Here is a 17,994-nt window from a genome sequence, read left to right on the forward strand (position 1 = left end):
CTATGCACCACCTTCGCCAATTTCCTCAACTAGCTCAAGAGCACCGGGAGCAAGTGATGCAACTACAGCTTCAGCTTTACCACACCCCAAGTACGCTTGGCGCATAGCCTCCGCTATCCGGCGCGCCTTGGCCTCATTCTCTGCCAACGCTATCATGCTTGGCCCAGCACCACTTAGCGCTACTCCCAGTGCTCCATATGCAAGGGCAGCTTCGCGTACACGGCTGTAGCAAGGCACGTGCCTAGCCCTGGCCTTCTCAACTATACTGTCACCCATCATGGCTTCTCCTACGAGGCCTAGGTCTCCCTCAATAAGCCCTGCTATGAGGAGCGCGGTTCCCCCGCCAAAGTTTCTTGCAGCACTTGATGTAGGAACACTTTTTGGGACGACGGATCGCATGAATTTCGTCTTGTGCTTCTGGGGCATAGCGTCCTCGGGCACGAGTATGGCGAACACGGGCTCAGCGCCAGGCACTATTCGCTTAGCCACAAGCCTCTCGCCGAGCTGGCCCACTATGACGAAGCCTCCGAGGAGGCTAGCCGAGACATTATCATAGTGCGGAGACCCAGCAGCTGCCGCTTCGCCTTCGCCAGCCGCCTCCACGAGCTCTCCAAGGTGTACACGCTGATTTAGCACCTCGGAGAAGGCTGCAACAGCTGCTGCAGCGCTAGCACCGCTACTACCGAGTCCGCGTCCAGGAGGAATACCCTTGTAAACCCTGATCTCAACAAGTCCGCCAATACCGAGCCTCCTCATGAGCGCTTCTATCGCCTTTTTAGCTGTCTCAGCTCCTCCACTTTCCCTACTATATGGGCCCTCAACCTCTACGACCTCTACCGATGAGTCTCGCGACTCCGAAAAACAGACAACAACCTCGTCGTAGAACGCCGTATGCGCTACTGCTAGTACGTCGAAGCCGGGCCCAAGGTTGGCACTACTAGAGTATGCCCTCGACTTGGCGCAACTAGCCCCAGGTTTGCGGAGCAACATGTGTCTACCTAGGTATGCCGGACAACATGGAAGAAGCGTATATTTGTTCACTACTGCTGCCACACCACTTAAGCATTGTGAAGCGCTCCTGTCTCTACGTCACATTATCTAAACCAGTGCTTCACAACCCCGATAAACACGTACAATACATGTTTGACTTGATTTATGTGCTTTAATTTATTTAAACCACCCGCCCTAAACTGAGTGGCCAGTAAACTAGGGTCCTGTAACTATGAACACGAAGGAACTCGTTAACCGAATAAGGAATATGAGTGTAACATGGTTCTCATTTAACCTAGCAACATCAGCTATTATACTCTCAAGCTTCGCGCTCGCTAATCTAGAGCACATAGCGCTACTAAAAGACCTGGCAATGATCTTAGCCTATATCAACACGGCAACATACATTGTAATATCGATTTTTTACGCGATACGCATAGCCATAGGCTGGGAATCGTTTACAAAAATGCTGCGACACCCCGTCCAAGGACCATTCTTGTCAGTAATACCAATAGCTACTATGCTGCTCTCACTCGACTGGAGCCTCGTCTTAAATAACATAATGGTTGCGGCACTACTCTTCTATATCGGCCTTGTAATCCACACAGTGCTCTTCATCATCATAACTTATAGGCTGGAAAGGCACCCCGGGATAGAAGTCCGTTATATGAATCCAGGATGGTATATGCCGGCAGTAGGAAACGTGCTGGTACCATATGTTGGTGCTGTCCTCAGTGTGCACGGCATACACGTCTCTAAGAGCCTTATGGGGATATACCTAGGCACCGGGACAGTCATGTGGATAGCACTCTTCACGATATGGCTCTACCGCGCGATCTTCTACTCCCCGCCGCCTCCAAGACTAATGGCGACAACATGGATTAACCTTGCACCACCAGCCGTCATACCACTCTCCTATGAGGCCCTCCTCGGCTTCACACCCGATATATACAGAGTACTAATCGGTACAAGCAAGGAAGTACAACAAAGCCCCGTAGTATTGAAGCTATTGACCAGCTTCTTTGACTTCTTCTACTACACGTTCTGGGGAGTAGCGGGACTACTACTAGCAGTAATAATCGTAATAACAGTTGACTATCTAGCAAAGCGACAAGTAGAGTTCGCTGAAAGCTGGTGGGCATTCGTATTCCCACTTGCAGCCTACACCATATCTACTATACACTTGTACCTTCATCACACCGAGGACAAGTGGCTCGTATACTATGCCTGGTTCCTGTACATACTGACATGGATATCGTACCTCGTTACAACAATCCTTAGCATCTATTACGGTATAGAAGAGCTAAAAGGTGTCCCTGAAGAGAAACTGCCAGCAATACTTCACCCACTAGAACATGATATCGAGAAGACCGGCAACGGCGTCAGCAACAAGGATAGCAAAAAGACAGCTAGCCCTAAATCCTAGAGGTGCAGCCCTCCAAGTACAAGCAATAAATAGCGGCTGGACATGCCTGGCACAACATGTTTTACCTAATCCTTGCACATCTCATACACGGAGTTCCGAGGTGTCTATTTATTCATGACAGAAGAGCACAAGACTCTAGATTGGTATGAGATTGCTCGCCGCCTACACAAGTACTATGAGGGCAAGATAGAAGTCCTCCCCAAGGTTCCCATAGGAAAGCAGGAGTATTACTCGATCTGGTATACGCCCGGAGTAGCAGGACCCGCCAAGGACGACGCTGAGAACCCGGATGAAACATTCCATAACACGTGGAGATGGAACGCAATAGCAGTCGTCAGCGACGGTACGCGCGTACTAGGCCTTGGCAAGATTGGGCCCGAGGGAGCCCTTCCCGTTATGGAGGGCAAGGCTCTCCTATTCAAGGCTCTCGGCGGCGTAGATGCCGTGCCACTCGTCCACCGTGCTCGTGATCCCGAGAAGTTCCTAGAGCTACTCGAACTCGTTGAGCCGAGCTTTGGCGGCATAAACCTCGAGGACATTGAGAGCCCTAAGTGCTTCTACATACTCGATGAGGCGAGAAAGCGCCTCAATATAGCCGTTTGGCACGATGACCAGCAGGGTACAGCAACAGTAACGCTTGCAGGACTAATAAACGCGGCCAAGCTAACGGGTAGGGATCTGAGAAAGGCGAGAATAACGCTGATAGGCGCGGGTGCAGCAAACATCGCTCTCTATAGGCTTCTGAAAGCCTATGGAGTACCGCCCAAGAACATAACTGTCGTTGACTCTAAGGGGATCATTCATTCAGGCCGCCCAGATATCGAGAAGCTGAAGAAAGAGCATCCATGGAAGTACCAGATAGCAGTGGAGACCAATGGTGGCTGGAAGGGCCCAGTTAACGGAGGCATACCCGAAGCGCTCGACGGTGCAGAGATAGTGGTCGCGGCGTCGAGGCCAGGGCCTGGTGTCATAAAGAAGGAATGGGTCGCCAAGATGGCTAAGGATGGTATATTGTTCGCAGAGGCCAACCCGGTGCCGGAGATATGGCCCTGGGAGGCAAAGGAGGCAGGTGTTAGGATAGTCGGCACGGGTAGGAGCGACTTCCCCAACCAGGTGAACAATAGCCTAGCGTTCCCACCGATATTTCGCGGAGTGCTAGACGTGAGGGCAAAGACGATAACCGATGAGATGGCTATTGCTGCTGCAGAAGAGCTGGCAAAATTCGCGGAAGAGAAGGGCCTCCACGAAGACTACATACTACCAACTATGGAGGAGTTCGACGTCTTCCCAAGAGTTGCTGCAGCCACTGCCGCGAAGGCCGTGGAGCAGGGCGTCGCCAGGCTCAAGAGGACATATGAGGAGGAGCTCGAGATCGCCGAGAAGATAATCAAGTCCACGCTCGAAAAGTACGAGGCCCTGCTAAGAGCCGGGCTCATAAAAGAGATGCCCGAGGATGTTGAAAGAGCCATAGAAGGGCTAAGACAAAAGAAAAAGGAAGAAGCAGCCCACGCACATTAAGGCTTCTTTGCCTACCTATCCTTTTTCGCAAACCACGTCTTCGGCTAGACTCATACCGTTTACCTTTTCTCCAAAGAGTGTCAGCTTAGATCCCCACACCCACAGCCCATCTCCAATACGAGTCTATGTAGATCCTCGATGCCTTCACCGGTTATTGCGGAGACCTTTGGAACAGCAACGCTCCTGTTATACTTTAGGAGCACCCTCAGCGTCTCCCTAAGCATTTCTGCGTAGAGGCTCCTAGCCTCACGTAGCTGTCTAGCTACCCTCCCAAAGTCGCGAGTAATATCGCCTAGCAGCTCGGTATTAGGGGCCAAGTCAGCCTTATTGAGCACAGGAGCCGTTATGAGGCCTAAGCGCAGCTGAACCGCAGTAGCAAGGACGGCTAAGAACGCGTAATCGGCGGGATCCCTTATCACCGAGGCGTCTAGGACGAAGAGAGCATATGTCTCTGGACTAATTTTCTGCAATGCCTCCGAGAGTCGCCACGCTAGGTCCCTGAACAAGAAGACCTCCATCTGTCCCGGCGTATCGACCAATACGTAGTCGGCGTCAGCGCCCGCTATCGCACCCACAATGTCGCTCAAACGCTCAGCCATAATCTCCATAGATTTCACGAGGGCACCGTTAGGTCCTAAGCCATACTTTCTAGCAACCTCGCGCGCATCGACAATCCTGCGTACGTCGAAGTCAGGCTCGTATGGAAGAGTCTCGGCTGCGGGGTCAAGGCTCACCGTATAGACGGGAATCTCCCCCTCACGGAGCCACTTAGAATATGCAGCAACAAGCGAAGACTTACCGGAACCCGCCGGGCCGACGAAAACAACTATCAGCTTACCCATGGCCAGCCCCTCCCCAGCCTCCCTGTTAAAATTCTATAGTAATCAACACGAGGCTCAATAAAAACAGAGATACACATCGTTCACAGCGATGGGCCGCTTGTGCCACCACGTGTATCTATTGCCCCGGGGCAAGGCTTAATCCAGCCCCGCAGATAAAAGAAAATAACAATGGAGCTACGGGGCTCCCCCAGGCAAATGGGGCTCCACCCCGCCGACGGGGCCGTAGAAACCGGCCCTCGTGGGAGGAGGCGGGGCCCGTCGGGCGCCACCGTTCTCTTATTACGAAAAGTGCTCTGAGGGGCACTACGCTGAAGAGGAGTTGTACGGAACGCCTCAAGGCGTTCAAGAAGCACTTGGAGAGAACTGGGCTACGAGGCCTCTTCGTCCTAAATACTAGGAGCATTGAAGACGCTGCACAGAGCCTGGCGAGCTTCCTGCACCGCGACGGCTGCGTGGCCGCTGTTGAGCATTTTCTCGTAAAGGATCTCAAAGGGGCAGGATGCATAGCTAGGCCCTTTAGCGGCGTCGGGGAGCTTCTAGGCTTCGAGGCGGGTAACGCGATAATCGTTACCTCTGGGCTTCTTTCTCCGAACACTGCGGCCGCACTGGCTGGCCTCGTCAAGGCCAGCGGCGTTCTAGCCATAGTTGCTCCTGTGCTCAGTGAGTGGAATCCAGGCCCGCGAGGGGGCAGAGGAGGTTATCGTAGATACCTATTGGGTTCTTTTCCCGAGGCAGAGTCGCTGCTATGGCTAAGCGATGAAGACGAGTGCCGCGTGGTCGCAGAGCATTTGCCAAGGCCTAGGGCGACGGGTTCTCAGATAAGAGGAGCACCCAGGACTAGCAATGTGCCTAAGAGGCTTGCCGCGCTCCTGACAGAGGACCAGTTGAGAGCCTTCTCCCAGTACCTCGGGGCCCAGCGAAGTCTTAGATCACTGCTCGTGGTCGGTGACCGTGGTAGGGGGAAGAGCTTCCTACTAGGAGCAATAGCCGCCTATGAGGCGTATAGAGGTCTTGCGGGCGAGGCTGTACTGGTTGCTCCCAGCATCTACTCCGCCCAAAGCTTCTTCCGCGGATTCACAGCGGCCTCCAAGGCCTTAGGCCTAAGGCTTGTCACGGAGAGGAGAAAGCAGCTCGTAGAACGTGTCAGCACGCGCAACTTATCCATAGCCCTGCGTAGACCCGATGAGAGTGTTCGCCAACCAATAGTATTTGTTGACGAGGCAGCTGCTGTAGGTGTTGCTAGGCTTCGAAGATACAGTAAAACAGCTTCACGCATCTATGCAGCCACAACACTCCACGGCTACGAAGGAGCTGGGCGTTACCTTGCACACTATGCCGAGAACATTCTCCCTAAGCCGCTTCTCCGAGTAGAACTACAGAGCCCAGTACGCTACGCGCCAGGAGACCCCCTTGAGGAATGGGTCAACAAGGTCTTCGTGCTTAAGCCCCAGTACCCGGAGCCGCCTCGGGGCACAAACACTTCTGACATCCACGTAGAAGTTGTTGACCCGAATAAGCTCTCGGAGAACAAGGTGCTTGTTCGCAACATAGTATCGCTTCTATGGGAGGCACACTACCGCACCGAGCCCGACTATTTGCTAACACTATTAGAGTCGTCGACACACGAGATCGTGGCCGCGAAGATCAACGGCAAACTGGTAGCAGTAGCTGATGTAGCCTACGAGGAGCCCGGGCTCCCCGAGAAGGGCAGAATAACGCTGCAGCTCATCAACCAGCAACTGGCAAGGAGCGAGGAAAACCTACGGGCCGCGAGGATAGTCAGGATAGCTGTTCACCCAGTGCTTCAGCGCCGCGGAATAGGCTCAAGGCTCCTAGCATTCATAGAAAGCAGGGCCGCTGAGAGAGGATACCCCATTGTAACAACGATATATGGTAGGCATGATGTGCTCGGCTTCTGGCTTCGCAACGGCTACAAGGTGTTCTACATTAGTCCGCGCTATAACAAGGTCACGGGCGAGAAGAACATAGCTATGGTGAAGCCGCTTAGCGGGACAGCAAGCAACGTGGTCAAAGAACTCGTTGAAGCATTTACTAGGGAGCTTCTCCTTGCTGCACACATTCTCTACCGAGACGTATCGGCCGAGAAAATAGCTAGCATACTAGAATCGATAAAAGAACAAGAACCCATACTATCAATACCTATAACCAGCGATGATGAGGCGAGGCTCCAGAAGGTTCTCAGAGACCCCGAGAAGCTTGAACACGCGGCTTATGCTGCCTATGCTTTACTAGTATCGCTGCTTCCGAGAGCAGCATCCATGCTAGGACTTGACGAACTAGTATCTCTCGTCGCCTACCTTCTCCAAGGGAAACCGCTTAACGAGGTAGCCGATATACTGGGCGCAAGCATCGTGGAGACGAGAGCAAAGATAGTAAAAGCGCTTAGGAAGCTCCTATCTTTCGGAGAAACAGCCGGGTCTATGAGGAGGCATCTCCACCGGGACAAGGGCTTAGCTCAAGCGCCGTGAAGAATGGGCAAGGTGCCGAGACCCCTCTCTCGCCCCTAATCGCCCGGCAGCACGCGGCTCGGAGATACAACGACTCCTTTCTCTCTGAGCCTTGAGGCGCACCTAGTGCAGTAGGCTGCCTCCTTGCGGTCAACTTCTACTATACTGTTACTGAAGCTCATCACGCATAACGGGTTAGAGCAGTGCTCTAGGCCGAAGGCGTGGCCGAGCTCATGCATACTCTCCTTCAGCAACCTCTCCATGAATAACTCGTTGCTCGGTGGAGCACCATAGAACTCTGGGCGGAGACGAGGAGTATAGACCACCGCAGCACCTCTGCCGAGAAGAGCCTCTCCGAAAACAAAGTTGAGCCCATCAGCGTAGGCGTCTATGCCAGCAACAACGAGCACAGCATCAGCCTCGGCGGCCTCTCGCAGCCCGGCCGCAAGGTAGAGAATGTGCTCGCTCCTATACTGGCCCCTAGCAGCGTCATAAGCCTCCAGCGGGGGACTCAGAACCTCATCAGCTAGAATGACTTCAGCGTTCACATAGACGGTTGAAAGAAGGCGGCCAAGCACTCTAAGAACATCCATGTCCTCCTTCATAGAGACGAGTAGGAGCCTTAGTAGACGAGACGACAACGTCCCTCACCATACTCCTAGTGCTGGCCAAGATAAGCCAACAAGTGTAGCAGAAAAGCTAGCAAGAATAAACCAGCACCAATAACCGCTGCAATAAAACGCCGAGAACCCCTAACAGAAGCATACATAGCAGCATAGCCCAATAGAGAGACAGGACAGAGACAAACAAAAAAAAGTTGAGGAATAGTCCGATGGCGCTAGAACCCCTCTACTAACCTGCCTGCTGATCCTTCTCAGTCGGCAAATATGGTGGCTGAGGCGGTGGCCCACCACTTGTTGGGTTAAACTTAATTTCATACGTTATCACAAACGGTGGATGAGAGTATGTAACATCAGCAGTACTATCGTAGCCTAAGTACTGCTCATACTTGTAAATAACTACGTGTACTTGTTCACCGGGATAAGTCTTGCTAGTTCTTTCAAGTTTAATCGTTGTTGCCTCGGCATTCATATTTGTATATGCATAGCTCAGTACAACACTAGCAGTACTTAGTAGCTTGTTAAGAGCCTTCGGAGCTATAGTGGTTATTACTTTCTTTATGATGGGTGCAACACCCGTGACAAGACCTGCCATTGCATCGGAGTTAAAGGAGCTAGAAGCCACCTTATCTATTAATTCACTACTACTATCATAATACGTCACAACCTTATCATATATCTTTACTGGCGTGATACTGATTGTGCTCGTTAACTCAGAGTACTTGTTATAGAAGTCATTGTACTTATAGTCTTGAGGAAAAGTTGAAGTACTTCTTACCGATGTAAAAGCATCGTCGTAAAGTGGCGTAAACGTTATAATTGGCGTTATACGCCAGAACGAATAATAAGTTCCATCATTATAGCTGTATATATAGACTTTCTCCATATAGTAGTCAACAACTGCTCCATCGCCTTTCCATGTCCTTGTAATGTCTGCTTCCACATATGATACAAAACCATTAGAAGCATCTTCGGGAGAAAGTGTTGCACTTCCCGGATCAACAGTGAAATCTTGATGCTCATTTCCAAGTATAAGCATGCCAAGAAGTGTTACACCAGATTTATGGTAATGAAACTTTCCAACGGCTATTGATGCCGCTATTTTCGGCAAACTTATACAGTTATACCCGCAACTACCTGTTAGAACTACTATAGGCATATCATGCAATGTTTCAACACCATTTTCTGGTGTAACACTTATCCATCCTACGCTATAACCCATTAGTTCTGTTAAGAATTCATTCATTTTCTTAACGCCTGGGCTTACGCGGTACCAGTGGCTAATTGCTGCGTCAACCGGTGATGCGCATGTTGTCGGGACGTACACTGATGTGCTGAACACCTTGCGGAATTTGTCGTAGACTGTTACCGGGTTAGCTCCTACAACTCTGTTCATGAAATCTTGCGATGCTGTTGAGGTATATAGTTCGCTTATGGCTGTGAAGTCGTCGTCATCGAAGTCGAAGCCGTAGTTTGTGTTGTAGGACCAATAGTTATCAATAGTTATGACGTCGTAGCATGATAGCGAGTAGCTTGCAACACTTATTTGTCTGGGCGCCGTGAAAGTCTTGATACTTGTCTTTCCACTGCTCATGTTGTAGATGTTGTGTACTATGTAGTGGTATGTGGGGGTCGCATTCGTCACTGCGAACATGGCGGGTGTTAGTGTAAGGCTTTTTCTACGCGTGTATATGTAGTAAGGGTCGTTCTTTACAGCATTGAAGGCCTTTATTCTGTCGCCGTGGAAGTCTTTGAGGGCGATATCGTAGCTCCCTATGACTGCTGATGCTATGAAGTGGTTTCCTTTACTGTCGTATAGGAATAGTGTTACTGTAACGGCTGACGACTCGCTAATACGTGGTGGGAGTTTTTGAGCTATCTTCGTCATGGCTGTTTTTGACATCTTTATTATCTTTGACGAGGGTAGCTCAACAGTTACGCTACGTGCGCCTGGAGCTATTTTCTTTGAGACGTGTAGGCCGAAGATGCCGGGCGCTGATCCGTATACCTCTACCCAGCCATAGAGATTACCGGTATGCGGCACGATCTTGTCAACATCCTTGATAGTTATGGTGAGCCTATCTGGCTGGCCGAGCCTAATAGGTATGATGTAGAGTGCGGCCGCTGATACGCTGGTTATTAGTATGGCTATTAGCAGGAGTGTTGAGAGCTTCAATACAAAGCCCCTTTTAGGAAGAGATACCATGGCTGGGTACCAAGTCTTTATGCTATACAACAACACAAGTAGAGACATTAATCGGCATAACATTTATAACTTGTGTTGTTGTATAGCATAAAGACTTCTTTCTCGTCCTCAATGCTATGTCGCTATAATCCTATATGAGGTATCGCTATATTTGTATTTGGTATAGCATTATTTAAGTATTGTTGAAAATTAAAGGGTATTTTATGCCGTGTTCTTGCCTGTCGTTATCTGGGTTATGGGTTTGGAGCCTTATAGGATGCCGGCGTGGCTGGTTCGCGAAGAGCTCGCCAAGGGTAATATTAGCGTGGAGGATTATGTCGGCTCAGTGTATGAGCGTATTGAGAGGCTTGAGCCCAGTATCAACGCGTTCATCACGTTGAGGAGCCGCGAAGAGGTCATGGAGGAGGTTAGGGAGGCTGTTAGCCGTGGCGGCAAGCTGGCTGGCGTGCTTGTAGCTGTCAAGGACAATATCCATGTGAAGGGGCTGAGGGTTACCTGTGGCTCGAAGATGCTTGAGCACTACGTTGCCCCCTACGATGCTACGGTCATTAAGAGGCTGAGGGAGAGCGGGGCAGTCGTCATCGGGAAGACCAATATGGATGAGTTCGCGATGGGTTCTACAGGTGAGACGAGCGCTTATGGTGCAACGCGTAACCCTTGGGAGTTGGAGCGGGTTCCTGGGGGCAGTAGTAGCGGCTCTGCCGCCGCCGTTGCTGCTGGTATGGCTACTCTTGCTCTTGGTAGCGATACTGGTGGCAGTATCCGGTTGCCTGCTTCCTGGACGGGGCTCTACGGGCTTAAGCCGACCTATGGGCTTGTGTCTCGCTACGGGCTAGTATCTTATGCTGATAGCCTTGAGCAGATTGGGCCCATGGCCCGAGATATAGTTGACCTGGCTCTCCTCCTGGAGGTTATCGCTGGGTTTGATCCTTTGGACGCTACTAGTCTCCGCACAGATGCCCGGGGCTTCGCTGAGATAGCTAAAAAGGGGTTAGAGGAAGGGGCCGGTGATCGTCAGGTATTACTCATTAGTGATTTCCTCGAGCATCCGGGAGTCGACCCGGAGATCAGAGGGTTGCTGGAGCTGGCTGCGGACAAGCTTGGCTCGATGGGTGTAGAGGTTTCCGAGAAGAGGCTGGGAGACGAGGTTGTAGATTACGCGCTTCCCGCTTACTACGTTATAGCAATGGCTGAGGCCAGCAGCAATTTGGCTAGATACGACGGTATAAGGTACGGCCCCAAGGAGGAGCCGAAGCCGTGGGAGAGTTGGAACGAGTACTACTCGAGAATAAGGGCGAAGTACTTCGGCCTCGAAGTAAAGACGAGGATCATACTTGGCTCGTGGATGCTTAGCGCTGGCTACCGTGACCAGTACTATATACGTGCGCTCAAGGTGAGGAGGCTGGTAAGGGATAGGCTCCTAGAATTGCTCCGAGGCGTCGATGCGCTTCTCCTACCCTCGGCCGTGACTATGCCTCCTAGGCTCGGAGAGGTAGTTGACGACCCGGAGAAAATGTATGCACTCGACCTTGCAAACGTGCTCGCGAATCTTTCTGGGCTCCCTGCTCTCGTAGCACCTGTTGCGCGCGTCTCTGGCATACCGGTGGGTGTGCAGCTAGTGTCTAAACCGCTTGGCGAGAAAATTCTTTTCCTCCTAGGAGGCGCGCTTGAGGCTGCTACAGGTATGCGGAACCTGGTCGTCCCCACGAATTAGTGGTGCAAGCGACCCCTTCTAGCCGCTACTAATAGTGCGGAAAACTGTACTAAATGAGGGACAAAGCTGAAATATCTGTGCCAGGCTTCCCACCATTACTACGAGGCCAAGCGTCACAGCCCCTATGCGTGATTCGTTTGGGTGAGCGCATGTGAACAAGGTACTGGATGCCCGAGATAGGAGGACTATACCTCGCATAGAGCAGGTTTTCGAATCCATAAGGCTCTTATTCGACGACATAGAGGCCTACGCGTACATGAGTAGAGGCGAGGTCATCCTCCGCCTCGAATACGAGCTCATCCTTATCCGTGTTCCAACGGGTTACGGGCTCCGCGACTTGGCCTCATACCTCTTCAAGCTCGGAGCACACATCTATAGGAAGCGCAGAGGAATCGACTTCGCACTAGACGTTGACGAGGAGAACTGGGTTGTCTTCCACGCAGAAACAATACACGTGGAAAGGGGGCAAGCGTACATAGCTATCGAGCCTAGAAGAATAGTTAGTGGGGATGATCTTTTCTAAAAAGATGGTGTCTCTTCCTCTCTTTAACCTTGTCTGTTTGTATTCGCTCCCTGTTAGAAGGCACCCATGATAGCTAGTGCTATGAAGTATACCATTAGGAGCGCTAAGCCAAATGGGACACCTATGCGAGCCCACTCCTTTGATGTTATGCGGAGCCTTGCAGCAGCAACAATGTTTGGAATATTGCCCGGTATCAGCATACCTCCTGAGATTAGGAGGCCTATTAGTGCTGCTCTTATCTGGTCTATTGTTAGGTATGGGCCTATCTCTGCTGCTGTCAGTGTCGCGTTATCAACAACTGCTGATATCATGTTAACCCAGTATAGTATGTAGGCCGGTATCTTCGAGAAGTACCACTCGACGAGAGGCGTGAATCCTGTTCCCAGGAGCTCGAGTGCTGCTACGAAGATGTAGACCCTTACAGCCCTCATCACGACGCTTCTCAGCGTCTCGCCATACTCGAGTTTATCGAATAAGTCAGTGCTTATCTTCTCTGAGAACCCTTTCCCAGCCCTTATCGCCGTATAGAGTGATACCACTACCACGCCGGGTATTATGAGGTCGCCGAGGGTTTTCAAGAGGAAGTCGAAGCCAGCATGGTAGGGTGGGCCTGCGAGCTTGTGTACAGCTATTGTTGCCAAGGGCTCTCCGAGGGGAGTAAGGGCAGCCCCCATACCTAGCGCGAACGCTGCTAGGACTGTGATCTCTACCTTCTTCGACCTAGGGAGAGGAAGGGCAGCCATTATCTCGGAGTATATTACTGCCGCAACTATTACCGAGATTATGCTGCTCGTGAGGCCAAGGATAAGGACTATTATGAATATGAAGCCGCGTAGCCCCAGCCTTGTCAGCAGCTTGCCTATGCCACGGTATATTGGGCGATAATAGTAATAGAAAGCCAGCCCAGCGATAAGCACTACTTCAGCTATACCTATTGGGATTCCATGTATCATGAGTGGTGCTAAGAGGGCGCTTTTAGTGAGCTTGGGTACCTCGCTTCCCGGCAATATTCCTGCGAGATAAATAGCTGTTACAGCTATAATACCCATGACGAGGAAGAAGGGCTCAAGATTCTCCTCAACCTTTCTGGAAACAAGGGGAAGAACGAGTACAGCAACAAGTATTGCGAACAACGTTGCTACGACACTAATCACTGGCTGCCCTATGTTGAGAGCAATAAGCTCCATAATCACCCACCACTCCCAGCAGGGCCGAAGGCCGGACCTGCTTCTCGCATTCTCGTAACAAGTACATGGGAATTAAGAAGCTTTAGGCGCTCAGCAAAAGCATTCTTCTAAACAGGAGCAGGGCTCCATTACTGATCTACTACTGGGGCATACATGATTCACATCCAGTGGGTGGCTCCTCTGCTGCAACGAGTTTTGTTGCAACTAGCTCTCCGTTAACATAAACCTTTACGTAAATTGGTGCACTAGTATCACCTACAACTATTGCTAATGGTATAGGAGTACAAGTTGCTGCTGGCTGAACTAATATGTCCCTGAGTGCTAGTATATGAATCTCAACAATCGTCATTTCTCCTAGCTTGTACACGTGGACAGGGCTTGGCTTAGTGGTATGGATTTTGTAGACGTCGGGCGGGGTATCTACCAGTGATATATAGTCTCCACTGGCATCATGTGTAGCTGCTAAGCAGACGAACAGTTTTCCTCTGTAAAGGCTTGCCCATTTGATGGAGATCCTTACATCTCGGTCGAAGAACGGGAAAGACCCTCCCAATGTGTATGTAGGTGGTTTGGCTTTTGTGCCGGGAAGGCTTATGTTGGCGGCTGTTTCCCCATTGACTATTAGTTTGAGTACCTGGAACTTCTCCAAAAGCTCCTCTTTGATCGGTATCGTTATGGTGAGGTTTGCGCCCTTGCATTCCTTTGTAAGGGGGTTTTCCGCTATAACTAATAACCCCATGAGTATTGTCGGGGTTTCGTTCCCGAATATTGGCGCTTCCCATGCGGGAGGAGACGAGTAGGCGTAGAGCCTGCACGCGCTTCTGTCACGGAGTTGTACTAACATGGTGCTCCCGTTAAGCTGTGCTTTTACTGCTAGCTCTTTTCCTGGCTCCGGAAAGCTTAGGTGAGGAGGCAGCTCGTTAACCCATTCAGCTATCAAGTTGTAGTTGAGGAGTGTGCCTAGGAAGAAGGGCGTTAATGAATAGAATAGTATTGCTGAGAGCAGTAAGAGGAGTAGGGGTATTTCCAATACCTGCTAACCCCGTACTATGTGGCGACTATTCACAATTATATTCTTATTATTTGGGTTTGGAGAAGAGCGTTAATAGTGTGCTTGTTGCGTTTTTAGAACCATATAAGAGGGCAAGCATGTTATAGAGTCCTATCCAGACGTGAGGCATTGGTGAGGAGAGAACTCCATGGCTATAAAGGTGAGGATACTAGGGGATGGCGAGAAACAAGTAGAGTATCGTGAAGGTGTGAGGGTTGTTGATGTTCTTAGAGAGCTCGGGCTGCTTGAGAACGAGTACGTTGTTGTGCGTAGGGGAAAGGTTGTAGCAGAGGACACTGTCCTGGAGGATGGTGACGAGCTAGTACTGTACCCGGTGGTGTCGGGTGGCTAAGTGCTCGGTGTGCGGTAGGCCAGCGATATACGTGTCCCGTGCCTCGGGGCTAGCGTTCTGCGAGAAGCACTTCATAGAGTACTTTGGCCGAAAAGTTCGCAGGACTATGCGGAAGTACAAGATGTTTGGGCCGAAGGAGCACATAGTTGTTGCCGTATCGGGCGGCAAGGACTCTATGTCCCTTCTCCACTTCCTCCACAATCTCTCTAAGCGTGTGCCGGGCTGGAAGGTGACGGCCCTCCTCATAGACGAGGGGATCAAGGGGTATCGGGAGTACACGATTAAGCGCTTCCTGCGCTTCGTGGAGGAGAACAATATCGATTACAAGATAGTCCGGTTCAAAGACGAGATAGGCTATACTCTTGACGAGATAGTGCGCATTGGAAGAGAACGCGGCCTCCCCTACCTGCCGTGCACATACTGCGGCGTGTTCAGAAGGTATCTTATCAATAAGGCTGCACGGGAGCTTGGGGGCACTGTTGTTGCTACGGGGCACAACTTGGACGACGTAGTGCAAACCTACCTCATGAACATTATAGGGAATGATTGGGCCAAGATCGTCCGCCTGGGCCCGGTCTCGGGGCCAGCAACCCACCCCAAGTTCGTGCGCAAAGTCAAGCCATTCTACGAGATACTGGAGAAGGAGACGACAATCTACGCTATACTCCACGGGCTCTACGACGGGTTCGAGGAGTGTCCTTACGCGCCTCTAAGCATACGGTGGGTTGTACGGAAGATGATCAACCAGCTGGAGGAGAGAAGCCCTGGGGCCAAGTACTCGCTTCTCCGTAGCCTTGAGACCGCGATAGAGCTGCTAAGGAAGCAGGGCTATGGTGAAAACGAGCAGCTCTATACCTGCGCAATATGTGGGGAGCCATCAGCTCATCCTATCTGTAGGGCTTGTCAGCTCAAACTAGAGCTAGGAATACTGAAGCTGAGCGAGGATCGAATACGGAGTCTTCCCCCCGAGGCCAGGCGGATGGTTGAGCTAGCCATTGAGCGCGGAGAAGGAGGGAGGAAGTAGGATGGTCTATAGGCTTCCACGCGCTATAGACCTTAATGCCGCGTCACGCCTCATCCGCGACAAGCCCAAGCTACTCATAGTCGGTCGCTGCCTTGAAGCAGAGAAGCCCTGGGTTCTTGAGAGGTTCCCGAGCGACGAGTACGCGAAGATAACCGTCTGCCTTGAGGCAGAGCACGTGAACCACGTCGGGTTCAAGGTTGCGGGCATACTTGCTCGTGTACCCTTCAAGGAGGTCGCAGTGGTTACAACTGATGGCAGTATGCACTGTGTACAACTACACTTCATGGTTGAGGAGATATTCAAGATAATGAGGCTCGAGATACCGAGGAAACACTACGTAGTCGCTGGCAACGAGCTAGTAGAAGTGCCTGCGGAGGCTGTACGCACAGCACGCTACCTCTCGAAGGTAGCAAAGCTACTTGAGCGCTGCGCCGATTCTCCTTAAGTCGTCTAGGTCTTGTGGACTCATGAAGCCTAGCTGCTGTTTACACAGAGCTTGTACCGGTATTTCTCCTGCCTCTACCATTGAGGTTAGCTCGCTGACGAAGCTTTCGAAGTCGCGATAATTGCGGTACGAGCCATAACCAAAGAATATAGCTATAACGGATGCCAGTGCTGCCAGAACCACGCCTAGTACGGGTTTGCTCGAAAACATGTAGCCCCTCAGACCGGCAAACACTACCCAGGCGGCGACGACAAGGCTTATTGTTGTCCACTTGGTTATTCTTGCCGCTATGTCTGCTTCCCGGTATGCCTCTCCGAGGAAGCGGAGCACCTCGGCCCGGCTACAAGGCATGGGCTCGACCAAGTACTTGTATATTCCTCTCGGCATCGCTGCTACCCGCCTAGTCTCGCACGGGAAGGAGGGTTATGAGGAAAGCCCTATATATCGGGAGTCCTCCAGGTGCACCTCTCCAGGAGGAGTGGTACAAATATGGTCAAGAAGGTCGTGTTCCTGGGGAAAGACGTTATAGCTGAGAATGAGCGACTAGCCCAGAAGCTGCGAGAACTCTACGACAAGTACGGCGTAACTGTTTACGAGTTCCTCGGTGGACCAGGGAGCGGAAAAACAAGCATAATTGAGCGCTTGATACCGGTAATGAGGCGCGACTACCCCGCAGAGAGGATGCTTTACGTCGGGGGAGACGTCGCTACAACTCTTGATACCGAGAGAATAGCGAGACTCGGGGTGAGAACTATTCAGATAAATACTGGAGGCACGTGTCATCTCGAGGTGCCACATGTAGAGGCTGCTATAAAGCAGCTTGGGGGAGAAAAAGCGCTTGAAGAAATCGATGTAATGATTATAGAGAATGTTGGCAACCTGATATGTCCGTTCAATTTCCCCCTAGGCGCACACGCAAGGATAATGGTTGTGAGCGTGGCGGAGGGCGAGGACAAGTTCGTAAAGCACCCTATAAGCACTAAGGTGAGCGACATAATAGTGATAAATAAGATTGACCTCGCCAAAGCGGTTGGAGTAAACATTGAGAATATGGTCAGATCTGCTAGGGAGATAAACCCTAAGGCACCTATAGTGCTTGCTAGTGCTAGGACGGGCGAAGGCATAGAAGAACTATACAGAGTTATGAAAGAGTACGTGTCAAGAAACAAGTAGCAGCGGGTCAGAGGCTTGCACGAGACAAGTATTGCTCTCAGCATACTTGCCGCGGTAGAGGAGGTCTTCAACGAGACGCCTGGCGCGAAGAGGGTTTCAAAGATAAAGCTTAGGATAGGAATGCTCAGCCTAATCGATGTCGAAGCCCTTAGCTTTGCCCTAAAGGTTGCTTCACGCGGAACGCCTGCCGAGAATGCGGAGATAGAGTACACTATAGATCCGCCAGTGTTTCGGTGCAATCGCTGTGGCCACACGTGGAGCATAAGCGAGGAAGAGCTGCAACGACTTGTGGAAAAATATGGTCTACAGTCGGCTATGCATCTGCACCCGGACATAATTACAAGGTTCTTCAAGTGCCCTCGCTGCGGTTCGACTGACATAGAGATAGAGAAGGGGCGCGGGGTAATAATAGAGAGCGTTGAAATAGAAACCGAGAACGAGTAGTAAAGGAGGAA

17 protein-coding genes are annotated in these 17,994 nt (G+C 51.2%); 10 read left to right on the forward strand and 7 right to left on the reverse strand.

Annotation, left to right across the window (positions count from 1 at the left end; all coding sequences use genetic code 11):
• Window positions 1-1,041, reverse strand: a complete 1,041-nt coding sequence (locus SBG41_RS09000) for a homoserine kinase (protein ID WP_317895209.1) — start codon at window positions 1,039-1,041, stop codon at window positions 1-3.
• Between the two features lie 181 nt (window positions 1,042-1,222).
• Between SBG41_RS09000 and SBG41_RS09005 the strand changes: the two genes are divergently transcribed.
• Both SBG41_RS09005 and SBG41_RS09010 read left to right on the forward strand, forming a co-directional pair.
• Window positions 1,223-2,416 carry an SLAC1 family transporter gene (locus SBG41_RS09005; RefSeq protein WP_317895210.1) on the forward strand — a complete coding sequence of 398 codons (1,194 nt, stop codon included), beginning with the start codon at window positions 1,223-1,225 and terminating at the stop codon, window positions 2,414-2,416.
• Between the two features lie 114 nt (window positions 2,417-2,530).
• Entirely contained in the window at window positions 2,531-3,934 is a 1,404-nt protein-coding gene (locus SBG41_RS09010) for an NAD(P)-dependent malic enzyme (protein WP_317895211.1), read from the forward strand.
• Window positions 3,935-4,014: 80 nt separating this feature from the next.
• On the opposite strand, the gene SBG41_RS09015 is transcribed toward SBG41_RS09010, so the two are convergent.
• Entirely contained in the window at window positions 4,015-4,776 is a 762-nt protein-coding gene (locus tag SBG41_RS09015) for an ATP/GTP-binding protein (RefSeq protein WP_317895212.1), read from the reverse strand.
• Between the two features lie 353 nt (window positions 4,777-5,129).
• Here SBG41_RS09015 and SBG41_RS09020 point away from each other — a divergent pair, with 353 nt between their 5' ends.
• On the forward strand, window positions 5,130-7,265 hold the full coding sequence (locus tag SBG41_RS09020) for a GNAT family N-acetyltransferase (protein ID WP_317895213.1): 2,136 nt from the start codon (window positions 5,130-5,132) through the stop codon (window positions 7,263-7,265).
• Window positions 7,266-7,300: 35 nt separating this feature from the next.
• Here the strand turns inward: SBG41_RS09020 and SBG41_RS09025 are convergent, their stop codons facing one another.
• Window positions 7,301-7,885, reverse strand: coding sequence for an archaemetzincin family Zn-dependent metalloprotease (locus tag SBG41_RS09025; RefSeq protein ID WP_317895214.1), 585 nt, complete (start codon window positions 7,883-7,885; stop codon window positions 7,301-7,303).
• A 211-nt stretch (window positions 7,886-8,096) separates the two neighbouring features.
• Window positions 8,097-10,040 carry a hypothetical protein gene (locus SBG41_RS09030; RefSeq protein ID WP_317895215.1) on the reverse strand — a complete coding sequence of 648 codons (1,944 nt, stop codon included), beginning with the start codon at window positions 10,038-10,040 and terminating at the stop codon, window positions 8,097-8,099.
• Between the two features lie 286 nt (window positions 10,041-10,326).
• Between SBG41_RS09030 and gatA the strand changes: the two genes are divergently transcribed.
• Together gatA and SBG41_RS09040 are read left to right on the forward strand one after the other, a co-directional pair.
• Window positions 10,327-11,784, forward strand: coding sequence for an Asp-tRNA(Asn)/Glu-tRNA(Gln) amidotransferase subunit GatA (gatA, locus tag SBG41_RS09035; protein ID WP_397470807.1), 1,458 nt, complete (start codon window positions 10,327-10,329; stop codon window positions 11,782-11,784).
• A gap of 151 nt (window positions 11,785-11,935) precedes the next feature.
• Window positions 11,936-12,307: a hypothetical protein gene (locus SBG41_RS09040; protein ID WP_317895217.1), complete on the forward strand. Its 372-nt coding sequence runs from the start codon at window positions 11,936-11,938 to the stop codon at window positions 12,305-12,307.
• Window positions 12,308-12,360: 53 nt separating this feature from the next.
• On the opposite strand, the gene SBG41_RS09045 is transcribed toward SBG41_RS09040, so the two are convergent.
• Window positions 12,361-13,494, reverse strand: coding sequence for a DUF1646 family protein (locus tag SBG41_RS09045; protein WP_317895218.1), 1,134 nt, complete (start codon window positions 13,492-13,494; stop codon window positions 12,361-12,363).
• Window positions 13,495-13,633: 139 nt separating this feature from the next.
• Window positions 13,634-14,524, reverse strand: coding sequence for a hypothetical protein (locus tag SBG41_RS09050; protein ID WP_317895219.1), 891 nt, complete (start codon window positions 14,522-14,524; stop codon window positions 13,634-13,636).
• 169 nt (window positions 14,525-14,693) lie between these two features.
• On the opposite strand from SBG41_RS09050, the gene SBG41_RS09055 reads away from it, so the two are divergent.
• Genes SBG41_RS09055 through SBG41_RS09065 form a run of 3 tightly spaced genes read left to right on the forward strand, consistent with a single transcriptional unit; the run spans window position 14,694 to window position 16,366 of the window.
• Window positions 14,694-14,897: a MoaD/ThiS family protein gene (locus SBG41_RS09055; protein WP_317895220.1), complete on the forward strand. Its 204-nt coding sequence runs from the start codon at window positions 14,694-14,696 to the stop codon at window positions 14,895-14,897.
• The gene (locus tag SBG41_RS09060) at window positions 14,890-15,921 is read left to right on the forward strand and encodes a TIGR00269 family protein (protein WP_317895221.1); all 1,032 of its coding nucleotides are present in this window, start codon (window positions 14,890-14,892) and stop codon (window positions 15,919-15,921) included. Before SBG41_RS09055 ends, SBG41_RS09060 begins: the two co-directional genes overlap by 8 nt.
• Window positions 15,893-16,366 (forward strand): 4Fe-4S ferredoxin, encoded by a 474-nt coding sequence (locus SBG41_RS09065; protein WP_317895222.1) that lies wholly within the window; start codon window positions 15,893-15,895, stop codon window positions 16,364-16,366. The genes SBG41_RS09060 and SBG41_RS09065 overlap by 29 nt, the downstream gene beginning before the upstream one ends.
• Here SBG41_RS09065 and SBG41_RS09070 read toward each other — a convergent pair.
• On the reverse strand, window positions 16,337-16,753 hold the full coding sequence (locus SBG41_RS09070; protein ID WP_317895223.1) for a hypothetical protein: 417 nt from the start codon (window positions 16,751-16,753) through the stop codon (window positions 16,337-16,339). The two genes, SBG41_RS09065 and SBG41_RS09070, sit on opposite strands and share 30 nt — an antisense overlap.
• Before the next feature lie 102 nt (window positions 16,754-16,855).
• Here SBG41_RS09070 and hypB point away from each other — a divergent pair, with 102 nt between their 5' ends.
• Entirely contained in the window at window positions 16,856-17,539 is a 684-nt protein-coding gene (hypB, locus tag SBG41_RS09075; protein WP_317895224.1) for a hydrogenase nickel incorporation protein HypB, read from the forward strand.
• A 15-nt stretch (window positions 17,540-17,554) separates the two neighbouring features.
• Window positions 17,555-17,983: a hydrogenase maturation nickel metallochaperone HypA/HybF gene (locus SBG41_RS09080; protein WP_317895225.1), complete on the forward strand. Its 429-nt coding sequence runs from the start codon at window positions 17,555-17,557 to the stop codon at window positions 17,981-17,983.
• The last annotated feature ends 11 nt before the right edge of the window (window positions 17,984-17,994 follow it).

This window comes from Pyrofollis japonicus, from assembly GCF_033097485.1.
Lineage (GTDB): Archaea > Thermoproteota > Thermoprotei_A > Sulfolobales > Pyrodictiaceae > Pyrofollis > Pyrofollis japonicus.